At 67.7% G+C, this 20,427-nt stretch carries 15 protein-coding genes, 1 tRNA gene and 1 riboswitch; of the genes, 4 read left to right on the forward strand and 12 right to left on the reverse strand.

Features of this window, described 5'->3' with window-relative positions; all coding sequences use genetic code 11:
• Positions 1-7 precede the first annotated feature (7 nt).
• The 3 genes from D3654_RS14690 (at position 8) to D3654_RS14700 (ending at position 5,721) form a co-directional block, all read left to right on the forward strand.
• The gene (locus D3654_RS14690) at positions 8-3,439 is read left to right on the forward strand and encodes an error-prone DNA polymerase (protein WP_120522229.1); all 3,432 of its coding nucleotides are present in this window, start codon (positions 8-10) and stop codon (positions 3,437-3,439) included.
• A 129-nt stretch (positions 3,440-3,568) separates the two neighbouring features.
• Positions 3,569-4,765 (forward strand): pyridoxal phosphate-dependent aminotransferase, encoded by a 1,197-nt coding sequence (locus D3654_RS14695; protein ID WP_120522230.1) that lies wholly within the window; start codon positions 3,569-3,571, stop codon positions 4,763-4,765.
• The gene (locus tag D3654_RS14700; protein ID WP_120522231.1) at positions 4,762-5,721 is read left to right on the forward strand and encodes a 2-hydroxyacid dehydrogenase; all 960 of its coding nucleotides are present in this window, start codon (positions 4,762-4,764) and stop codon (positions 5,719-5,721) included. Before D3654_RS14695 ends, D3654_RS14700 begins: the two co-directional genes overlap by 4 nt.
• Before the next feature lie 363 nt (positions 5,722-6,084).
• Here D3654_RS14700 and D3654_RS14705 read toward each other — a convergent pair.
• The 12 genes from D3654_RS14705 to D3654_RS14760 form a co-directional block, all read right to left on the reverse strand.
• Positions 6,085-6,160, reverse strand: a tRNA-Ala gene (locus tag D3654_RS14705).
• A 155-nt stretch (positions 6,161-6,315) separates the two neighbouring features.
• Positions 6,316-6,714: a ribosome silencing factor gene (gene rsfS / locus D3654_RS14710; protein WP_120522232.1), complete on the reverse strand. Its 399-nt coding sequence runs from the start codon at positions 6,712-6,714 to the stop codon at positions 6,316-6,318.
• A gap of 61 nt (positions 6,715-6,775) precedes the next feature.
• Positions 6,776-8,071, reverse strand: a complete 1,296-nt coding sequence (locus D3654_RS14715) for a hypothetical protein (RefSeq protein WP_120522233.1) — start codon at positions 8,069-8,071, stop codon at positions 6,776-6,778.
• Between the two features lie 7 nt (positions 8,072-8,078).
• On the reverse strand, positions 8,079-8,750 hold the full coding sequence (nadD, locus tag D3654_RS14720; protein WP_425359424.1) for a nicotinate-nucleotide adenylyltransferase: 672 nt from the start codon (positions 8,748-8,750) through the stop codon (positions 8,079-8,081).
• 1 nt (position 8,751) lies between these two features.
• A complete protein-coding gene (locus D3654_RS14725) occupies positions 8,752-8,991 on the reverse strand; it encodes a hypothetical protein (RefSeq protein ID WP_120522235.1) in 240 nt (79 codons plus the stop codon).
• A gap of 115 nt (positions 8,992-9,106) precedes the next feature.
• Complete coding sequence (locus D3654_RS14730; protein ID WP_120522236.1) at positions 9,107-10,483, reverse strand: glutamate-5-semialdehyde dehydrogenase; 1,377 nt, start codon at positions 10,481-10,483, stop codon at positions 9,107-9,109.
• Positions 10,484-10,505: 22 nt separating this feature from the next.
• On the reverse strand, positions 10,506-11,660 hold the full coding sequence (gene proB, locus D3654_RS14735; RefSeq protein WP_120522237.1) for a glutamate 5-kinase: 1,155 nt from the start codon (positions 11,658-11,660) through the stop codon (positions 10,506-10,508).
• Complete coding sequence (obgE, locus tag D3654_RS14740) at positions 11,650-13,239, reverse strand: GTPase ObgE (protein WP_120522238.1); 1,590 nt, start codon at positions 13,237-13,239, stop codon at positions 11,650-11,652. Before obgE ends, proB begins: the two co-directional genes overlap by 11 nt.
• Before the next feature lie 103 nt (positions 13,240-13,342).
• Complete coding sequence (gene rpmA / locus D3654_RS14745; RefSeq protein WP_070347479.1) at positions 13,343-13,606, reverse strand: 50S ribosomal protein L27; 264 nt, start codon at positions 13,604-13,606, stop codon at positions 13,343-13,345.
• Between the two features lie 60 nt (positions 13,607-13,666).
• Positions 13,667-13,975, reverse strand: a complete 309-nt coding sequence (gene rplU, locus D3654_RS14750) for a 50S ribosomal protein L21 (protein WP_070347480.1) — start codon at positions 13,973-13,975, stop codon at positions 13,667-13,669.
• Between the two features lie 346 nt (positions 13,976-14,321).
• On the reverse strand, positions 14,322-15,863 hold the full coding sequence (locus tag D3654_RS14755) for a bifunctional hydroxymethylpyrimidine kinase/phosphomethylpyrimidine kinase (RefSeq protein ID WP_120522239.1): 1,542 nt from the start codon (positions 15,861-15,863) through the stop codon (positions 14,322-14,324).
• Positions 15,857-15,954: riboswitch (TPP riboswitch) on the reverse strand. Its footprint overlaps the gene before it by 7 nt.
• Before the next feature lie 139 nt (positions 15,955-16,093).
• Positions 16,094-19,195 carry an Rne/Rng family ribonuclease gene (locus D3654_RS14760; protein WP_120522240.1) on the reverse strand — a complete coding sequence of 1,034 codons (3,102 nt, stop codon included), beginning with the start codon at positions 19,193-19,195 and terminating at the stop codon, positions 16,094-16,096.
• A gap of 460 nt (positions 19,196-19,655) precedes the next feature.
• Here D3654_RS14760 and D3654_RS14765 point away from each other — a divergent pair, with 460 nt between their 5' ends.
• Entirely contained in the window at positions 19,656-20,324 is a 669-nt protein-coding gene (locus tag D3654_RS14765) for a vitamin K epoxide reductase family protein (RefSeq protein WP_120522241.1), read from the forward strand.
• The last annotated feature ends 103 nt before the right edge of the window (positions 20,325-20,427 follow it).

Raw genomic sequence — 20,427 nt, forward strand, 5'->3', positions numbered from 1 at the left:
GACCGATATGGGCTGGCACAATTCACCGCTCACCTGGGCACAGTTCGAGGGCACCCTCTCCGGCAGGCCCCCCGCACGGGAACACGGGCAGAAAGGCGACGGCGGGGACAGCCCCGCCTGGTCCCGGAAACGCGGGCCCTACCATCCGCTGCCCGCCCTTCCCCCGGTGCAGGGATCGGTCCCGTATGCAGAACTGCATGCACACTCGCATTACAGCTTCCTCGACGGCGCCTCCTCCCCGGAAGAGCTCGTGGAGGAGGCGGTGCGGCTGGGCCTGCACGCCCTCACGCTCAGCGACCACGACGGCTTCTACGGAATCGTGCGGATGGCCGAGGCCGCGGAGGCCTACCAGCTGAAGACCGTGTTCGGCAGCGAACTCTCCCTTGGCCTGGGCAAACCCCAGCACGGCGAAGCCGACCCCGAAGGCGAACACCTGCTGGTCCTCGCCCGCAAGGAAGAGGGCTACCACCGGCTGGCCTCCGCCCTCACTGCGGCCCACCTGGCCGCCGGCGCCGAGAAGGGCAAACCGGTGTACAGCCTCGACTCCCTGGCCGAAACACTCCATGGCCATTGCCTGGTCCTGACCGGCTGCCGCAAAGGGGCCGTGCGCCGGGCTTTGCTGTCAGGAGGCGAGCGCGCCGCGGCGCGGGAACTCGATGCCCTCCTGGACCGTTTCGGGCACGGGAATGTGGTGGTGGAGCTCTTCGACCACGGCAACCCGCTGGACACGGACCACAACGACGCCCTCGCCCGGATCGCGGCGCGGGCCCGGGTCCCCCTGATCGCCAGTAATGCCGTGCACTACGCCGCACCCGGGCAGTACCCCGTGGCCACGGCGCTCGCCGCGGTCCGGGCCCGGCGGAGCCTGGACGAGCTGGATGCCTGGCTTCCGTCCAGCTCCGGAGCGCACCTGCGCAGCGGAGCGGAGATGGCCGCACGCTTCGCCCGCTACCCCGGCGCCGTGGAGCACACCGTGGAACTGGCCGACGACCTTGCCTTCCAGTTGCGGGCCGCCCGGCCTAAACTTCCGAAGCTCGATGTCCCCGAGGGGCACACCCCCATCTCCTGGCTGCGCGAACTCGTCCGGCAAGGGGTCGCGGCGAAGTATCCGGGCGCCAACGGGGAGGTCCACGCCCGGATCGAACAGGAACTCGCCGTGATCGAGGCGAAGGACTTCCCCGGTTACTTCCTGATCGTCCACGACATCGTGCAGTTTGCCCGGTCCCGGGGCATCCTCTGCCAGGGCCGCGGTTCGGCGGCGAATTCCGCCGTCTGCTTCGCCCTGGGGATCACCGCCGTCGACAGCATCTTCTACAAGCTGCCGTTCGAACGGTTCCTCTCAAGCCTCCGGGAGGAGGAACCGGACATCGACGTCGACTTCGATTCCGACCGCCGGGAGGAAGTCATCCAGTACGTCTACGGCAAGTACGGGAGGTTCAACGCGGCACAGGTGGCGAACGTCATCAGCTACCGGCCGAAGAACGCCGTGCGGGACATGGCCAAGGCCTTGGGCTACAGCCAGGGCCAGCAGGATGCCTGGTCCAAGCGGATCGACCGCTGGAACGGCGTCGAGGAAGGCAAGGAGGACGGCATCCCCGGACCCGTGCTGGAACTGGCCGAACGGATCATGGGCTTCCCGCGGCACCTGGGCATCCACTCTGGGGGCATGGTCCTCACGGAACGGCCCGTGGGCGAAGTGGTGCCGATCGAGCACGCCCGGATGGAGGACCGCACGGTGCTGCAGTGGGACAAGGACGACTGCGAATGGATGGGCCTGGTCAAGTTCGACCTCCTGGGCCTGGGGATGCTCGCGGCCCTGCAGTACTGCTTCGACCTGATCGAGGACAACTTCGGGGAACACTGGAAAATCGAGACGATCCCCAAGGAAGAACCCGCGGTGTACGACATGCTCTGCCGCGCCGATTCGATCGGGGTGTTCCAGGTGGAATCACGCGCCCAGATCAGCACCCTGCCCCGACTGAAACCACGGAGGTATTACGACCTCGTGGTGGAGATCGCCCTGATCCGTCCCGGCCCCGTCCAAGGCGGCGCCGTGCATCCCTACATCCGCCGCCGCTCAGGCGAAGAGGACGTCACCTACCTCCATCCCCTGCTGGAGCCCGTGCTGGAACGGACCCTCGGCGTCCCCCTGTTCCAGGAACAACTGATGCAGATGGCCGTCGCCGTGGGCGGCTGCACCGCGGAAGACGCCGACCTGCTCCGCCGGGCGATGGGTTCCAAGCGCGGGGTGGAAAGGATTGAGTCGCTCAAAGCCAAGCTGTATGCCGGGATGGCCGCCAACGGGATCAGCAAGGAGGACGCCGATCAGATCTACGCCAAGATCGAGGCCTTCGCGAACTTCGGCTTCGCCGAATCCCACTCGCTCAGTTTCGCGGTGCTGGTCTATGCGAGCTCCTGGTTGAAGCTGCACTACCCGGGAGCGTTCCTGGCGGCGCTGCTCCGCGCCCAGCCCATGGGCTTCTACTCCCCGCAGAGCCTGGTGGCCGATGCCCGCCGGCACGGGGTCAGGGTGCTCCGGCCGGATATCCTCCGTTCCCGGGCGGAAGCGACACTCGAACCGCTGGAGGAGCACGACGGCGGCCCGGAAGCGGGTGCGCCGGTCACCTCCCGCCGCGGCGGAATGGACTCCTGCCTGCTCCCCGGGCAACCCGAACCCGGGCCGTTCCGCCCCGAACTGCCGAAAGAAGACCACCTGCACCGCAGGGACGCCTCCCATGCGGTGCGCCTCGGACTGGACGGAGTGACGAACATCGGAACCGAAGTAGCGAAACGGATCGTTGCAGAGCGGGAAGAGAACGGCCCCTACCGGGACATGGCGGACCTTTCCCGCCGGGCGGATCTTGGCTCCGAACAACTCGAAGCGCTCGCCTCCTCCGGCGCCCTCGATTCCCTGGGGCTGAGCCGCCGCGAAGCGCTGTGGCAGGCGGGCAGCGCGGCTTTGGAGCGGCAGGGACAGTTGCCGGGAACGCAGGTGCCTGTGCAGTTGCCGCTGCTGCCCGAACTCTCACCGCAGGAGAGTGTCATCCAGGATCTCTGGTCCACCGGGGTCAGCACGGATGACCATCCAATGCGGCACGTGCGCGGCATCCTGGAAAAGCGCGGGGTGCTGAGGATCGACGGGCTGGCGGACATTGCCTCCGGTACCCGGATTGAGGCTGCCGGGCTCGTCACGCACCGGCAGCGGCCCCAGACCGCGCAGGGCATCACCTTCGTCAACCTCGAAGACGAAAGCGGCATCCTCAATGTGATCTGCAGTGTGGGGCTGTGGAAACGGCACCGCCGGGTAGCAAGGGAAGCTGTGGCCCTCGTAGTGCGCGGATTCCTGGAGCGCTCGCCGGACGGCGTCACCAATCTGGTGGCGGACAGGCTGGAAGCCCTTGGCCTGCCGGCCGCACCCAAATCGCGGGATTTCAGGTAACCGCTGCGGATTGCGAAGCGCAAGTCACGAAATGTGACGAAGAACACCTTTGCCCTCTGATATATCAATCATATACTAGACCGGATCCGTCGCAGGATCGCTCTCCAACTCGACGAGGAGTGAAACAACATGCAGAAACTCGCGAACCGGCTCGAACGTCTGGGCACCGAAACCGCCTTCAGCGTGGCGCAGGCCGCCGCATCCTGGAAGGCGCAGGGGAACCTGGTGTACCCCTTCCATCTGGGCGATATCAACATCCCCACCGCTGCGAACATCGTGGAAGCGATGAACAAGGCGATCGCCGACGGCTACACGGGCTACTGCCCCGGCCCCGGCATCCCGCAGCTGCGCGAGGCCCTCGCCGAGGACCTCGGATCGCGCCGCGGCGTGACCTTCTCCCCGGACAACGTGGTGGTCATGACCGGCGGCAAGCCCGTCATCACGAAGTTCCTGCAGGCGGTCATGAACCCGGGCCAGGAAGTGCTCTACCCCAACCCGGGCTTCCCGATCTACGAATCGCAGATCGAGTACCTGGGCGGCACGGCCGTGCCCTACCGCTACGTGCCCACCAGCACCGGCTTCGCGATCGACCTGGACCAGATCCGCGCCTCGATCACCCCGAACACCACCGCGATCATCTACAACGACCTGCAGAACCCGATCTCGGCCGAATCGACCGCCGCCGAGCGCGAGGCCATCGCCCAGATCGCGATCGAACACGACCTCTGGGTCCTCTCCGACGAGGCGTACTTCGAGACCCGCTACGAAGGCGTCTCCAGCTCGATCGTGTCCCTGCCGGGCATGGCCGAGCGCACCGTGATCCTCTACACCTTCAGCAAGAAGTTCGCGATGACCGGCTCACGTCTGGGCTGCGCCGTCGCCCCGCTGGAGATCGCCCAGGTGCTGAGCAAGCTCAACACCAACGATGAGTCCTGCACCACGCACTACGTGCAGTGGGCCGGCATCGAAGCGCTCCGCGGCCCGCAGGATTCCGTGCAGCAGATGCTGGACATCCTGCAGAAGCGCCGCGACACCGCCTGTGAGCTCGTGAACTCCATCCCGGGCATGCACGTGGCCGTGCCGCAGTCCACGTTCTACCTGTTCCCCGACGTCACCGGGGCCATGGAGCGCCTGGGCTACACGGCGGTGGGCGACTTCGCCACCGCGGCCCTGCACAACACCGGTGTGTCCTTCTGTACCCGCGAGCACTTCGGCCGGCGCCTGCCCAGTGAGGAGCGCCAGTACATCCGCCTGGCCTACTCCGGCATCGAAGCGGACGCCATCCGCGACGGCCTGGGCCGCCTGCGCGATTGGATCGAAGCATGAGCCGCGTCGTTGTCACCGGGCGTATCCCGGAGGCCGCCCTCGACAAGCTCCGCGCCGAACACGACGTCGACGCCTGGACCGGCACCGAATCCATCAGCCGCGACGAGCTCCTGCAGCGCGTAGCGGGGGCCGAGGCGATCGTGAGCCTGCTCACCGAACGCATCGATGATGAACTGCTCGACGCCGCCGGACCGCAGCTCAAGGTCGTCTCCAACGTCGCCGTGGGCTATGACAACATCGACGTCCCGGCCTGCACCGGGCGCGGGATCACCGCCACCAACACCCCCGGCGTCCTCACCGAGGCCACCGCCGACATCGCATTCGGGCTCATCCTTATGGCCACCCGCCGCCTCGGCGAGGGCGAACGGCTCATCCGCGCCGGCCAGTCCTGGAAATGGGGCATGTTCTTCCTGCTCGGCTCCAGCCTGCAGGGCAAGACCCTCGGCGTCGTGGGCATGGGCGGCATCGGCCAGGCCACCGCACGCCGGGCCAAGGCCTTCGGCATGGAGATCGTCTACCAGTCCCGCAGCGAGATCGACCCCGCCATCGCCGCCGAGCTCGGCGCCCGCAGGGTCGAACTGGACGAACTGCTGGCCGTGTCCGACGTCGTGTCCCTGCACTGCCCCTACGGCCCGAACACGCACCACCTGATCGGACCCGAAGAGCTTGCAGCGATGAAGGACACCGCGTACCTGGTCAACACCGCCCGCGGACCGATCGTCGACGAAGCCGCCCTCGCCACTGCACTCCGCACCGGTGCGATCGCCGGCGCCGGCCTGGACGTCTTCGAGAAGGAACCGCAGGTCTACCCGGAACTGCTGGACCTGCTGAACGTGGTGCTCGTCCCGCACCTCGGCTCGGCCACCGTCGAGACGCGCACCGCCATGGCCGTCCTCGCCGCCGACAACACCCTCGCCGTCCTCCGCGGCGAACAACCGCCGACGCCGATCGGCTGATGCCGGACCTGTATTGAGAAGCGAGCCCCGTCCCGAAGGACGGGGCTCGCACTCGTTTAGCCCTACCCCGCCTCGGAAGGGCGGTATCTCACGCCGTACCTGTCGGCCGTTCATGGACTGACCCCGATGCGCGTGATCCACATGCGCGCCTGACTGACCAAGTGCAACCACCTGCGCCGATAAGCGGAATCGGTGGAGTGATCCAGGCGACGATGGTGTTCGAGCGGCTGTAGCACCCGGGGGCGGGAACTGTGCCGGATGGGATTTCAGATCGAAAAGCAGTCGCGCAACTAACGGCCAGCGGTATTCGCCGGCCCTGAAAACCAAGAAATCCCGCGGATCAGATCCGCGGGATTCTTTATTTGGTGGAGGTAAGGGGATTCGAACCCCTGACCTTCTGCATGCCATGCAGACGCGCTACCAACTGCGCCATACCCCCGTATTTTCGCTGCTCCATGAGCCAAGAAAGACTTGGGAAAGCCTTTCCCGCCCTGCCTTGCGGCGAAGCAACTCCAATATCTTAGAACAGCCTTTCCGAAAATTCCAAATCGGGCATACTTTAGCCGTCCTGCCCCGCCAATCCGGGGTTCTTGCTCAGGCGCCTTCCTGGATTGCGGACGTGCCGTGGTCCTTGCCGTTGAGCTCGAGGTCCACCACGGGGCAGTCCTTCCAGAGCCGTTCCAGGGCGTAGAACACCCGGTCCTCAGTGTGTTGGACGTGCACTACGATGTCCGCGTAGTCCAGCAGGACCCAGCGGCCTTCGGAGCGGCCTTCGCGGCGCACGGGGCGCAGGTCCTGTTTGAGCAGTTCCTCCTCGATGCCGTCGACGATCGCGTTGACCTGGCGCTCGGTGGGCGCGGAGGCGATCAGGAAGACGTCGGTGAGGGCAAGGCGTTCGCTGACGTCCAGGGCGACAATGTCCTCGGCGAGCTTGTCCGCTGCCGCGCGGGCGGCGTGGCGGGCCAGGACGATGGATGATTCATGTGCAGTCACGGGACTCCTTGTGTGGTGGTTGATGCGATGCAGGCCAAATGCCTGCCAACGTTGAGGGACTTCAGCGGGAAATGCCGCTGGCAATGAACACGATGCCGGCAATGACGGCGGCTGCCGCGACCACCGCCAGGCACAGGATGAGCAGCCGCTGCCGGCGCGCACGCGCCAGCCCGGCCGTTGCGGCGTCGAGGGGGTCGAGCCCGTAGGCGGCGCGGGCAGCGACTGGTGCTGCCGGTGACGCTCCCTCGGAATCGACGACGGCGTCCTCCGCCGTCCGTGAACGGGCCGCCTTTGCCGCGGCCTCGGCCCTGGCCAGGACGGCCGCGCGGCCGCGCTTGCTGCGCTGTTTCGCGGCCGCTGCCTGGTCCTTGCTCAGTTTCGGTCCGGCCGAGGTCACCAAAGGGACGAAGCTGGTGGCCGGCGGCTTCATCATGGGGCGCTCGACGCCCGGAACCTTGACGAACTCCAGCGGCGTCACCATGGCCAGGTTGTTCGCCGTCGCCGGTCCGCTCTTGGCGGCGGCCGGACGGGCCGTCTGTTCGGCGAGCTTCTGTTTGGCCTCTGCACGCTTGCTGAGGATGGCCTCGCGCTCGGCCTCGGCGATCTGCCGGGCAAGCGCCTGCTGGTCCTCGGGAGCTTCCTGCGCGTCGGCAGAGTCCCCGGAGGCGTTCTCCAGCGAGGCAATGTGTTCGAGCTTGTTGGCCTGGTTCTGCGCCTGTGCCGTCAGCAGCTCCCGGGCGGCGAGGGCCTGCTCGACGGACATCTCCGGCCGCGCTGCGGGAGGCTCCGCGGCGGCGGGTTCCGCAGCGGAAGCGGGAGGCCCGGCAGTGACCCGGATGGCGCCGTCGGGAGCTGTACGGTACGGACCGGACTGCGCCGGCCTGCCGCCCGGAGCAGCCTGCGGAACAACCGGAAGCGCCGACGCCGGGGCGTCGGCAGACGGGGCCGAACCGGCGGGAGCTGCCCCTGCTGGCGGCGCGACCACGGGAAGCATGGATGTGCCCGGAGCAAGTTCCTCCTGGAGCTGCTGGAGGCGGAGCTGCCTGCGGGTCGGCGGGCCGCCCTTGGACAGCTGCCCTTCCTTGTCTGCGAGTTCCTTGATGGCCCGCAGCGCTGCGCGGTCGCGGGCCCTGATCTGGGAGGAGCGCTCGGCGCCGGGCGTCGCGTCAACCGGCGCGTCGGCTACGCGCCGGACGCGCCCGGTTTCGGGGCCGGACTTCTTCGGTGCCTCGGCCGGGGCGGCCGCGGCAGCCGTTCCGGCGCCTGCCACGTGTTCCAGTGGCGTCTGTTCCAGGTGCTGTTCCCGGGCTCGCCGAAGTTCACGCCGGCTGCGGATGGGGGGCTGTTCCTGGCTCATTCAAAACTCACTCAGTAAGTGCTCGGCGGTCTGGTCCGGTCAATGACGGCACGGACGCTGCGGGCTGCTTTGCCGCATAAAGCCCGTACTTGGCGATGTACTGCACCACGCCGTCGGGAACGAGGTACCACACCGGGTTGCCGTCGGCCACGCGGGCACGGCAATCCGTCGAGGAAATGGCCATGGCCGGGACCTCGAGCAGGCTGACGTCTTCCCTGCCCATGTCATCGAGCACGTGCCCGGGCCTGGTGACGCCCACGAAGTGCGCCAGTTTCCAAAGCTCATCCACGTCCTTCCAGGACAGGATCTGTGCCAGGGCATCGGCGCCGGTGATGAAGAAGAGGTCGGCGTCCGGGCGGAGCGCCCGCAGGTCCCTCAGGGTGTCGATCGTGAAGGTGGGACCGGGACGGTCCACGTCCACGCGGCTGACCGTGAAGTTCGGGTTCGACGCCGTGGCGATCACGGTCATGAGGTAACGGTGTTCGGGCTCGCTGACCTGCTTGCTGGACTTCTGCCAAGGCTGCCCCGTGGGAACGAAGACAACCTCGTCGAGGTGGAACTTCGCGGCGACTTCGCTCGCGGCAACCAAGTGGCCGTGATGGATGGGATCGAACGTCCCACCCATCACGCCCAGGCGGATCCTGCGACCCGTGACCTCGAAGGGTTTTGCGGCGGAAATCTTAGTGGCCAAACCCTGAGTGCTTGGCCGGGTGCTGGCGGTGCGGATCCGAGTGCTCGTCCACCGGCTCGTGGCGGTTGCCCAGGTTGGTGTAGGACAGGGTGACGAACATCAGGACCAGCAGGATTGCGAACATGCTGACGCCGAAGACCCACGGCTCGGCCCACAGCGGGGCCAGTTCCTCGTGGCCACCTTCGCCGCCCTGCGCGGCAATGGAAACGGCGATCTGTTGAAACTGCATGTTCTCCCCTAATGGTTCACAAAGGATTTCGACGGCGGATCCTCCCGCCGCTCCGGACTTCTGTTCTATGTTACAGCGTTGGCGTTACGGCAACGCCCGCCGCCGGCCGCGCTGCCTAGGCCCGTACCTGGCCTTCGCCTTGGACGATCCACTTGGTGGTGGTCAGTTCCGTCAGGCCCATGGGACCGCGGGCGTGCAGCTTCTGGGTGGAGATGCCCACCTCGGCACCGAGGCCAAGCTCCCCGCCGTCGGTGAAGCGGGTGGAGGCGTTGACGATCACGGCCGCGGAGTCGATCTCGGCGATGAACTTCTCGGCGTTGGCGAGGTTGTTCGTCAGGATCGCTTCGGTGTGGCCGGTGGTCCACTTGCGGATGTGGCCCACCGCGGCGTCCAGGCTGTCCACCATGGCCACGGCAAGGTCCAGGTCCATGTATTCGGTGGCCCAGTCGTCATCGTCGGCCGGCACGGTCTCCACCGTGCCTGCGAGGGCCTGGGCCACGCGGTCGTCTACATGCAGCGTGACGCCGGCAGCCTTCAGTGCGGAGGCGACGGCGGGCAGCACGGTGGACCCGGAGTGGACCAACAGGGTCTCCACCGTGTTGCAGACGCTGGGCCGCTGGGTCTTGGCGTTGAGCAGGATCTCCACGGCCATGTCCTCACCGGCGGACTCGTCGATGAAGATGTGCACGTTCCCCTCACCGGTTTCGATGACCGGCACCGAGGAATTGTTCACGACAGTCTGGATGAGGTCCCGGCCGCCGCGCGGAATGAGGACGTCGACCCGGCCGCGGGCGCGCATCAGCACGTTGGCGCCTTCACGCCCATACTGGTCCACCGTCTGGACGGCGTCGGCGGGCAGGCCCACCGACTCAAGGGCTTCGCGCAGGATCACTACGAGGGCAGCGTTGGTGTGCGCCGCAGCCGAGCCGCCGCGCAGGATCACGGCGTTGCCGCTCTTCAGGGCCAGGCCGGCGATGTCCACGGTGACGTTGGGGCGGGCTTCGTAGATCGCCGCGACGACGCCCATGGGCACGTTGACCTGGCGCAGGCGGAGGCCGTTGGGCAGCGTCTGGCCGCGGACCACGTTGCCCACGGGATCGGGCAGGCCGGCGAGGTTTTCCAGGGCGGCCACGAGGCCTTCGATTCGGGCAGGGGTCAGGGAGAGCCGGTCCAGCAGGGCCTTGGACGTGCCGTTGGCCCGGCCGGCCTCGACGTCCTTGGCGTTGGCGGCGAGGACGGCGGCCTGGCGTTCCACCAGCGCGTCGGCAATTGCCCGCAGCGCGCGGTCCTTCCATGCCCGGTTCGCCTGCGCCATGCGGCGCGCGGCCTTGCGGGAGCGGTCGGCGATGGCGTGCACGGCCGCCTCAAGCTCCTGTGCATCAAGTTTCCCGGGCGCCAGCGACTCCGGGGTTTCCGCCGGCGGAACGGCACCGGAGACGGCTCCGGTGGTTGCTGCGTCGGAAACGGCCTGGGGAGTCAGTGCTTCAGTCATGGTCCAAGTTTAGTGGAGCCTGCTACGGGACCAGAACGAGGTCGTCAACATGGACAACAACGCGGTCATATCCGCTGCCCAGTTCCCTGGCGAGTTCCTTCGTGGAGCGGCCGAGCATGCGCGGAAGTTCCTCGGCAGAGTAGTTGACCAGGCCACGTGCGATCACGGTTCCGTCGCCGGCCACCATTTCCACAGGGTCCCCGGCCTCGAAATCGCCGGCCACGGCAGAAATTCCGGCGGGCAGCAGCGAAGTGTGGCGGTCGCGCACGGCCCGGACGGCGCCGTCGTCGAGCACCAGGCGGCCGCGCACGGAGGCCAGGTGCGCCAGCCAGAGCAGCCGGACGGGCTTCCGCCCGCCGTTCACGGCGAACCAGGTGCCGACGTCCTCGCCGGTCAGTGCCGCGGCGGCGTTGGCGGTGGAGGTGACGAGGGCGTGGATCCCGGACCCGGCGGCGATGCTGGCCGCCTCGACCTTGGTCATCATGCCACCGGTCCCGACGCCGGCCTTGCCGGCCTTGCCGATGGTGACCCCTTCGAGGTCCGCAGGGCCGGTGACCAGGGGGATGCGCTTGGCACCCTTGGCGGGTGGTCCGTCGTAGAGGGCGTCGACGTCGGACAGCAGCACGAGCGCGTCCGCGCGCACCAGGTGCGCCACGAGCGCGGCCAGGCGGTCGTTGTCGCCGAAGCGGATCTCGTGCGTGGCCACGGTGTCGTTTTCGTTGACCACCGGCACGACGCCGAGGTTCAGCAGGCGGTCCAGGGCACGGTAGGCGTTGCTGTGCTGGGTGCGCCGCATGAGGTCGTCGGCCGTGAGCAGCACCTGGCTGACGGTCACGCCGTGGGCGGAGAACGCCTGGGTGTAGCGGGCCATCAGCAGGCCCTGCCCTACGCTGGCCGCCGCCTGCTGGGTGGCCAGGTCCTTGGGTCGCTTGGCCAGGCCCAGCGGTGCGAGCCCGGCGGCGATGGCGCCCGAGGACACCAGGATGATTTCGCTGCCGGCGTTCCGCTTGCGTGCCAGGGCATCCACGAGCGCCGTCAGAGAGCGCTCCGAGATGCCGCCCTTGATGCTGGTCAGGGACGAGGAACCGACCTTTACCACGATCCGCTTGGCCGTGGCCAGGGCCTCTCGTTCAGCGCTGTCCGCCGCGGCGAAGACCGCTTCCGCGCTAGTCGTCATTGCCGTCTTCCAGCCCGCGTTCCGTCACCGGGCGGGCGGCACGACGGCGGCTGACGGACTCGGTCCAGATGCCCGCCTTGCGCTCGGCCTCCAGTTCGGCGCGCGCCGCGGCCTTGGCCTCGCGGCGTTCGATCTGCTCTTCGCGCTTCTGGGAACGGGTGGGGCGGTCGCCGATGTCTGCAATACGGATGTCGGTGCCGCGCGGGGTGGCAAGCAGTTCCGCACCGGCCATCATGGTGGGTTCCCAGTCGAACACGACCCCGTCCTCGCCACCGATCACCACGGTGTCGCCGGGCTTGGCACCCATCTTGAAGAGCTCGGTTTCGATGCCGAGCTTCGCCAGGCGGTCCGCCAGGTAGCCGATGGCTTCTTCGTTGGTGAAGTCGGTCTGCTTGACCCAGCGCACGGGCTTTTCCCCGAGCACGCGGAAGAGCGGCTCGAGGTTCTTCTCCTCGCGGCGGATGGTGAAGCCGGTCTCGTTGACGGCGCGCGGGCGCAGCACCGGGGCGGCAACCTTCGGCGGAGCCGCCTTGACGGCGTCGCGGGCGGCCTGGACGATTCCGGCCATCGCGAAGCTCAGGGGGCGGAGACCTTCGTGGCTGGTGGCGGAAACTTCGAAGACGCGGTAGCCGCGGGCCTCGAGGTCCGGGCGCACGAACTCGGCCATGTCCTTGCCGTCGGGCAGGTCGACCTTGTTCAGCACCACCAGCTTGGGGCGCTCGTTCAGCGGGACCACTTCGCCGTCAGTGCCGGCGTAGCTCATGTCGACGGCGTATTTCTCGAGCTCGGCCTCGATGATGGCGAGGTCGGACAGCGGATCGCGGTCGGATTCGAGGGTTCCGCAGTCCAGCACGTGGACCAGTGCGGCGCAGCGTTCAACGTGGCGCAGGAAGTTATGGCCCAGCCCCTTGCCTTCGCTGGCGCCCTCGATCAGGCCCGGGACATCGGCGATGGTGAAGCGGACGTCGCCGGCTTGCACCACACCCAGGTTCGGTACGAGGGTGGTGAACGGGTAGTCGGCAATCTTAGGCCGCGCCGCAGACATGGCGGCGATGAGGCTGGACTTGCCGGCCGAAGGGAAGCCGACCAGGGCGATGTCGGCAATCGATTTCAGTTCCAGGACGATGTCGCTGGCTTCACCCTCGATGCCAAGGAGTGCGAACCCGGGGGCCTTGCGCTTCTGGGAGGACAGTGAGGCGTTGCCGAGGCCACCGATGCCGCCGGCAGCAGCCAGGTATTCGGCGCCGACCCCAACCAGGTCGGCCAGCACGGTGCCGTCCTTGCTCTTGACGACAGTGCCGTCCGGAACCGGCAGCACGAGGGTTTCGCCGTTCTTGCCGCCGCGCCAGTCGCCCATGCCGGGACCGCCGTTAGTGGCGTGCCGGTGCGGGGCGTGGTGGTAATCGAGCAGCGTGGTGGTCTGTCCGTCGACGCGCAGGATCACGTCGCCGCCGTTGCCGCCGTTGCCGCCGTCGGGACCGCCGAGCGGCTTGAACTTCTCCCGCTTGACCGATACACAGCCGTGGCCGCCTGTTCCGCCGGATACGTGAAGTACTACCCGGTCTACGAAGGTGGCCACGATTTTCTCCTCTGTGTATGCAAAAACTCTAAAAGATTCTAATGCTGTTAAAAGACAAGTGGAGCGGGCCGCCTGGCCCGCTCCACCCGTTCAGAATGTGTTGTTACTCTGCAGCTGCAGCAGCAACGATGTTCACGACACGGCGGCCGCGACGGGTGCCGAATTCGACAGCACCGGCCTGCAGAGCGAACAGGGTGTCGTCGCCACCGCGGCCGACGCCTGCGCCCGGGTGGAAGTGGGTGCCGCGCTGGCGGACGATGATCTCGCCGGCGGAAACAACCTGGCCGCCGAAGCGCTTCACGCCGAGGCGCTGTGCGTTGGAGTCACGACCGTTGCGAGTGGAGCTCGCGCCCTTTTTATGTGCCATTTGAAATGCCTGCCTTTAAGGTTTTGGGAAATCTGGTGAAACCCGGAAAGCAACCAGTGGTTACTTGATGCCGGTGATCTTGATCTTGGTCAGTTCCTGACGGTGACCCTGGCGCTTCTTGTAGCCGGTCTTGTTCTTGAACTTCTGGATGACGATCTTCGGACCACGGAGGTCTTCGAGGATCTCAGCCGTAACCTTGACCTTGGCCAGGTCCGCAGCAGCGGAGGTGACCTTGTCGCCGTCAACCAGGAGCAGTGCGGGCAGCTCGAGGGTGCTTCCGACTTCACCGGGGACGCGGTTGAGGGTTACGTAGTCTCCAACGGAAACCTTTTCTTGGCGGCCGCCTGCGCGGACAATCGCGTACACCACTTGGGCACTCACTTCTCTCGACGTTTCTTACAAAATTTGCGTGCGGAACCCCGGAGCCTTATTGCTCCTGATTCACGCTGTGCCTCAACGCCGTGAACTCCAGGAAAGAAGCCCGTGAGTCATCCCTGAACAGATCCAGGGGGCATAACCCAAGTGTTGGCGTAAGCACCGAAGATCTAGATTACGCTAGTTTCGCCTTCGGCTGCAAATGAGGCCGGGTCCGGAGCGTGCCGTGTGATCGCTGCCACAGCGACCATGCCGCCATCCGGAACCGTGCCCGGACAGTCTACCGTTTGCGGGACCCGCAGCCGTGCAGGCACCTCTCGACACGCTGGGAAGCCCACGCTCAGGCGTGCAGCCGCGGTGCGTCGAAGAACGCCGTCTCGTAGCGGCAGGACTGGACGAACGCCTCGTGCATGGCTGCCCGTTCGGCCGCGGACGCCGCGCGCGCGGCGCCGTCGACGACGTCGATCGCCTTCCGGGTAGCCTCGGCGAAGGCTTCGTCCGCGTAGGTCCGCAGCCAGTCCGCGTACGGGTGGCCGGCGGGCTCCCCCGCGGCGACGAATTCATGGTGCAGGCGCTGGCCGACTTCGGCGTATAGCCAATAGCACGGCAGGATGGCCGCGACCAGCACCCCGTAGCTCCCCGACGCCGAAGCAGCGATCAGGTGGTCAACATAGGCTTTCGTGACGGGGCCGCTCTCCGTGGCCATCCGGCCGCCGAGCCAGTTGCGGTGCAACTCCGATTCAACTTCCAGGCACTGCTGGGAGCCTTTCGCCCAGAACAGCTGTTCGTCTTCGCTTGGCGCCAGCGCACCGGCCCGGGCCAGGACCCTGGAGTACCCGTTCAAATAGAGGGCGTCCTGGGCCAGGTAGTAGCCGAAGTGTTCCTTCGACAGCGCCCCGGACTGTAGTCCGCCAATGAACTCCAGGGCGTGGATTTCCGCGAGTTCCAGTTCCGCCGCGTCCCACAGCTGGGCGGCGAAGCCGCCTGGGCGCAGCTGGGCGGCGAAGCCGCCTGGGCGCAGCTGTTCCTGTGCGTGGAAGTGGTGGACGGGTCCATTGCCTTGGCCCACTTCCAGGTCCGCCGAACGGGCGAGGGCTTCCTGCAGCCATGGCTTCACCTCGCGCAGGGCCTCCTCCCAGCTGCCCAGCCGTGCCTTGGCGGTGGCCATGGCGGACGACAGCGAGCACCCCGTGCCGTGGCTGTTGCTGGTGGCCACCCTCGGCCCGGGAACCTCCACCACGTCCTGGCTGAGCAGGCCGGTGGTGTTCACCAGGGCGTCGGGGCACTCTTCGCCGGCCAGGTGTCCTCCCTTGACCAGCACGGTGCTCCCGGTGGACGCTGCGAGGCGCTTGCCCTGCGCCAGGGCCGAAACCCAGTCACGGGCTTCGTCCTCGCCCAACAGCATGGCCAGCTCGGGCAGGTTCGGGGTGATCAGGTCGGCCAGCGGGAGCAGGCCCCGGAGGGCTTCCTCCGCGGATCTCTCCAGCAGCCGGTCGCCACTGGTGGCGATCATCACCGGGTCGAGGACGACGACGGCGGGGCGCACCTCGCCGAGCCAGCGTCGCACTTCCCCGATCACCTCGGCGTCGCCCAGCATGCCGATCTTGACGGCGTCCACCGTGATGTCGTCGCTGATCGCTTCCAGTTGCTCGCGCAGGAACCCGACGGGCGGGACGTGGACGGAGCGCACGCCCTTGGTGTTCTGTGCGGTCAGCGCGGTGATCGCGGCCATGCCGTAGCCGCCGTTGGCCGCGATGCTCTTGAGGTCCGCCTGGATTCCGGCGCCGCCCGAGGGGTCGGACCCCGCGATACTGAGAACGCGGGGCGGCCGGGGAGCAGCGGCGTCAAGCGGGTAGACGGGAGTAAGCGGTGCGAGTGCCATGAAACGGACATCCCTTCGCCGGTACTAACCGGGCAGGTTCAACGGGTCTGGTCTCAGCCGGCATCGGTGCGCGGCACCCCGTGTCAGGGTTCCAAGTCTAACGGCCCGCCTTGCCCGGTCCCCAGCCACAGCGGCCATGGCGGGAATGAGACCCGGGAAAGGCAAAAGCCCCGTTGCCTCACGCGATAAAGCGGGGGCAACGGGGCCTGCACGGTCAGGAAACCGGCTTCCTAGAGCTCGGACTTGGGAACGCCGACGCCGAGGATGATCGGTTCATCGGCGGCCTTCTTTACCGGCTGCTTCGCGGCGTTGTCCGGCAGCGCCGCCGGGGCCTTGGCCTCGTGGGCGGTACCGCCGCTGGCGCCGGTGGTCGTGTGCTGTTCCACCGTCGTGGCGTTGGCTGCGCCCTGGGCACGGCTCGCGCTCCGGCTGCGGCGGCTCCGGCGGCTGCGGGGAAGGTCGCCGGCGTCGACCCCTGCGGACGCTGTGTCCGGAGCGTCGCCGGCGGCAGCCTCCCGGCCGAGGCCGGCGAATGCCTGGGCGAGCAGGTCCAGGCTCATCGCGGGCTCGCTTCGAGCGGGTTCCTCGTGGTGGATGGCCAGCGGCAGCGCCACTTCCTCTCCGCCGAAACGAAGGACAGGCAGCACCGGTGCACTGGAAGCCGCCGGGGCCGCCGCCGAGGCCGCGCCGGTGTCGGCAGGTCCGGAGGCACCACGGGCAGCGGGACCGCCTTCGGAGGCTTCAGCAGCGGCCGCCGCGGCAAGGGCTTCGGCGGCGTGGAGTTCGTCGTCGTGCAAGTGCGCGGCATGCGCGGCGGCGGCGATGTTGGCGAACGCGGCGCGCGTCGCGTCAGCCTTGGCCTGGCGCTGGGCGTCAACTGCAGGCTCCGGTGCGGGCGGCGCGGGCGGGGCCTCGACGGGCGCCTGTCCCCCGCCCTTGCCGCGGCGGCGCTTGCGCTCCGTGCGGGCAGGCTGCTGTCCGGCCTCGGTGTGCGGGCGGTGGTGTTCGGCCGCCACCACGTTGGCGCGGCGGTGCTCCACCGGTTCGTCGTGGGTGACCACGCCGCGCCCCGCGCACGTTTCGCACTGCTCGCCGAAGACCTCGAGGAGGCCGGTGCCCATCCGCTTGCGGGTCATCTGGACCAGGCCCAGGGACGTCACTTCGGCCACCTGGTGCTTGGTGCGGTCGCGGCCCAGGCACTCGACCAGGCGGCGCAACACGAGGTCGCGGTTGGATTCGAGCACCATGTCGATGAAGTCGATCACGATGATGCCGCCGATGTCGCGCAGGCGCAGCTGGCGGACCACCTCTTCGGCCGCTTCCAGGTTGTTCTTGGTGACGGTCTCTTCGAGGTTGCCGCCGCTGCCGGTGAACTTGCCGGTGTTGACGTCCACCACGGTCATCGCTTCGGTGCGGTCGATCACCAGGGAACCGCCGGAGGGCAGGAAGACCTTGCGTTCCAGGGCTTTGTGGATCTGCTCGTCCACGCGCCAGGCAGCAAAGATGTCCTGCTCCGAGGTCCACTTTTCCAGGCGTCCCACGAGGTCCGGCGCCACGTACGTAACGTAGGCCTCGATGGTGTCCCACGCCTCTTCGCCGGAGACGATCAGCTTGGAGAAGTCCTCGTTGAAGACGTCGCGGACCACCTTGATGGTGAGGTCCGGTTCGCCGTACAGCAACTCGGGGGCCAGGACCTTGCTGGAGCTCGACTGGCCCTCGATGCCTTCCCACTGCGCGCGCAGGCGGTTGATGTCGTGCGTCAGTTCTTCCTCGGACGCCCCTTCGGCCGCGGTGCGGACGATCACGCCGGCGTTCTCCGGGAGGCGGTCCTTGAGGATGCGCTTGAGCCGGTTGCGTTCGACGTCGGGCAGTTTGCGTGAGATGCCCGTCATCGAGCCGCCGGGCACGTACACGAGGTACCGGCCCGGAAGGGAGATCTGGCTGGTCAGGCGGGCACCCTTGTGGCCCACCGGGTCCTTGGTGACCTGGACCAGGACGGAGTCACCGGACTTCAGCGCGTTTTCGATGCGGCGCGGCTTGCCTTCGAGCGTGACGGCGTCCCAGTTGACCTCGCCGGCGTACAGCACGGCATTGCGGCCGCGTCCGATATCGACGAATGCCGCTTCCATGGACGGCAGCACGTTCTGGACCTTGCCCAGGTAGACGTTGCCGATCAGGGAATCCTGCTGGGTCTTGGACACGAAGTGCTCGGCCAGGACACCGTCTTCGAGGACGCCGATCTGGATCCTGTCGTCGCGCTGGCGCACGATCATCTGGCGGTCCACCGATTCCCGGCGGGCCAGGAACTCGGCTTCGGTGATGACCTGGCGGCGGCGGCCGGTTTCGCGGGATTCGCGGCGGCGCTGCTTCTTTGCTTCCAGGCGGGTGGAGCCCTTGACGCTGGTGACGCGGTCGGGTCCGGCGCTTTCGGTGTGGGTGCGCGGGGCACGGACCCGGGTCACGGTGTTGGGCGGGTCGTCTTCCCCGCCGCCGCTGAGCTCAAGGTCCTGGTCGCCGCGGCGGCGGCGACGGCGGCGGCGCGAGGTCACGCCGTCCTCGAGCGCCTCGGCGGCCTCGCCGTCGTCGTCGGACGTTTCGCCTTCTTCGTCGCTCCCGTCCTCACGCTCGGTGCCGCGGCGTCCGCGACGGCCCCGGCTGCGGCGGCGACGGCGGCTGCCGCCCTCTCCGAGTTCGTTGTCCTCGTCGTCCCCTTCCGCCTCGTCCTCGTCCGCGGCGGCCGGGGCCGGGCGGACAACGGTGCTCAGGTCCGGTGCCTGGAAGATCATGGACGTGGCCGATGCCGGTTCCAGGAAAAGCGACGCAAGGGGGCTCGCCGCCTCCTCCGTGGCGGCTTCTTCGTCAGCGGGGGCTGCTTCTTCGGAAGCGGTCCCGGGAGTTTCCGTTGCCTCGGGTTCTTCGACGGCGGCCGCAGGCGCTGCTGCTTCCTCGGCAGGGGCGGCTTCCTCGGTGGCTGCCTTGGCCTTGGCTGTCCGACGACGGCGGACCGGCTTTTCCGGCGCGGCTTCCGCTTCGGCGGGAGCCGGCCCGGCTTCGGCAGGGGCCGGTTCAGCCGGGGTTTCGGACGCGGCCTCATCGGCGTTCCCGGCGAAAGCCGGAAGCGGCTCAGCGGTCTCGACCTTCTTGCGGGCCCGGCTGCGCCGGACCGGGGCCTTGGGCGCTTCCCCGGTTTCCGCATCCGGGGACGCCGTGGCTTCAATGGGAGCCTCCGTCTTCGGAGCGGCCTTGCGCCGGGTCCTGGTGGTCTTCTTCGGTGCCTCTTCGGCCGCCGGTGCCGCATCCTCCACGGCTGGTACTGCTTGATCGTTATCCATAAGTGGCAACACTCCTGCCCTTGTGCGACCGCCACATCCGGCGCCCAGTGGGGCACATATTGTCAAAACCCGCAGGCGTTGACAGAAGTCGTCAGTTGTCTTTCCGGTTCGCACCAGCGTGGGGGTGCGGCAAACACGGAAAGCCGGCTCTGCTGCGAACCCGTTGTTCTAGTACCACAACCAGGTGCCGTCCCATGCCATGGCGGGCGTGCCGGGAAGCTGTTTTCCGGGCATGCCCTGCTCAGGGCTGGCGGTCTTGGGAGCAAGATGCCGGACCGGATTCCGCATGTGGAACGGGCTCCGACCACGTTCATTCTCTCACACACCTGCCCGGAAGGACGGAACTGAGTGCGTCCGGCTGGACGTTGCGTCAAGCCAGCGGCGCTACAATCCTCCCAGAGAGCGGCACCGGAGCCGAGAGCACCTGCGGTCCGCGCCAAGCAGAAAGGGACCATCACCCATGCCAAGCCCCGCCAGCGACAACCTGGCCCCCGCAAGCGCCTCCCCGGGTGGACTTTCCCGGGCGGAGGCGCAGTTGCCACGGATGGCCCGCGACATCCCGTTCGCCTGGCTCCTGCTGGCGACCGGCGCCATCGCCTGGCTGGCGTCCGGCGCCCTGGTCCTGGAGAAGCTCCAGGTGCTCGCGGATCCCAACCATGCCACCGTGTGCGACATCAACCCGTGGGTCTCCTGCGGTGACGTGATGAAGACGCCGCAGAGTTCGGTGTTCGGTTTCCCCAACATGTTCATCGGAATCGTGGCGTTCGCCGTGATCATCACGACGGCGATGGCCCTGTTCGCCGGTGGCAAGCTGGCGCGCTGGTACTGGATCGGCCTGCAGACCGGGGTGACGCTGGGCTTCATCTTCATTGTCTGGCTGTGGTCGCAGGCGCTCTACGTCATCCACATCCTGTGCCCGTTCTGCATGGTGGTGTGGGCGTGCATGATCCCGCTGTTCGTCTTCGTCACCATCCGCAACGTGGTGCACGGCGTCATCCCGGCACCGGCCGGGCTGGTGAAGGTGCTGGGCGACTACGGCTGGATCATCGTGGCACTGCTCTACATTGCCGTGGCGGCGAGCATTTTCTTCGCGTTCATCAACGTCTTCATCGGCACGTCCGGCTACTGAACCCGGACCCCCCGCACAACAAGCGCGAACGTACAGTTGAGGCCCCGGAATCCGCGGATTCCGGGGCCTCAACTGTACGTTCGCGCTGTCCAGGACAGCGGGG

Origin of the sequence: Arthrobacter celericrescens, assembly GCF_003614925.1 — a bacterium.
GTDB classification, from domain to species: Bacteria; Actinomycetota; Actinomycetes; order Actinomycetales; family Micrococcaceae; genus Arthrobacter; species Arthrobacter celericrescens.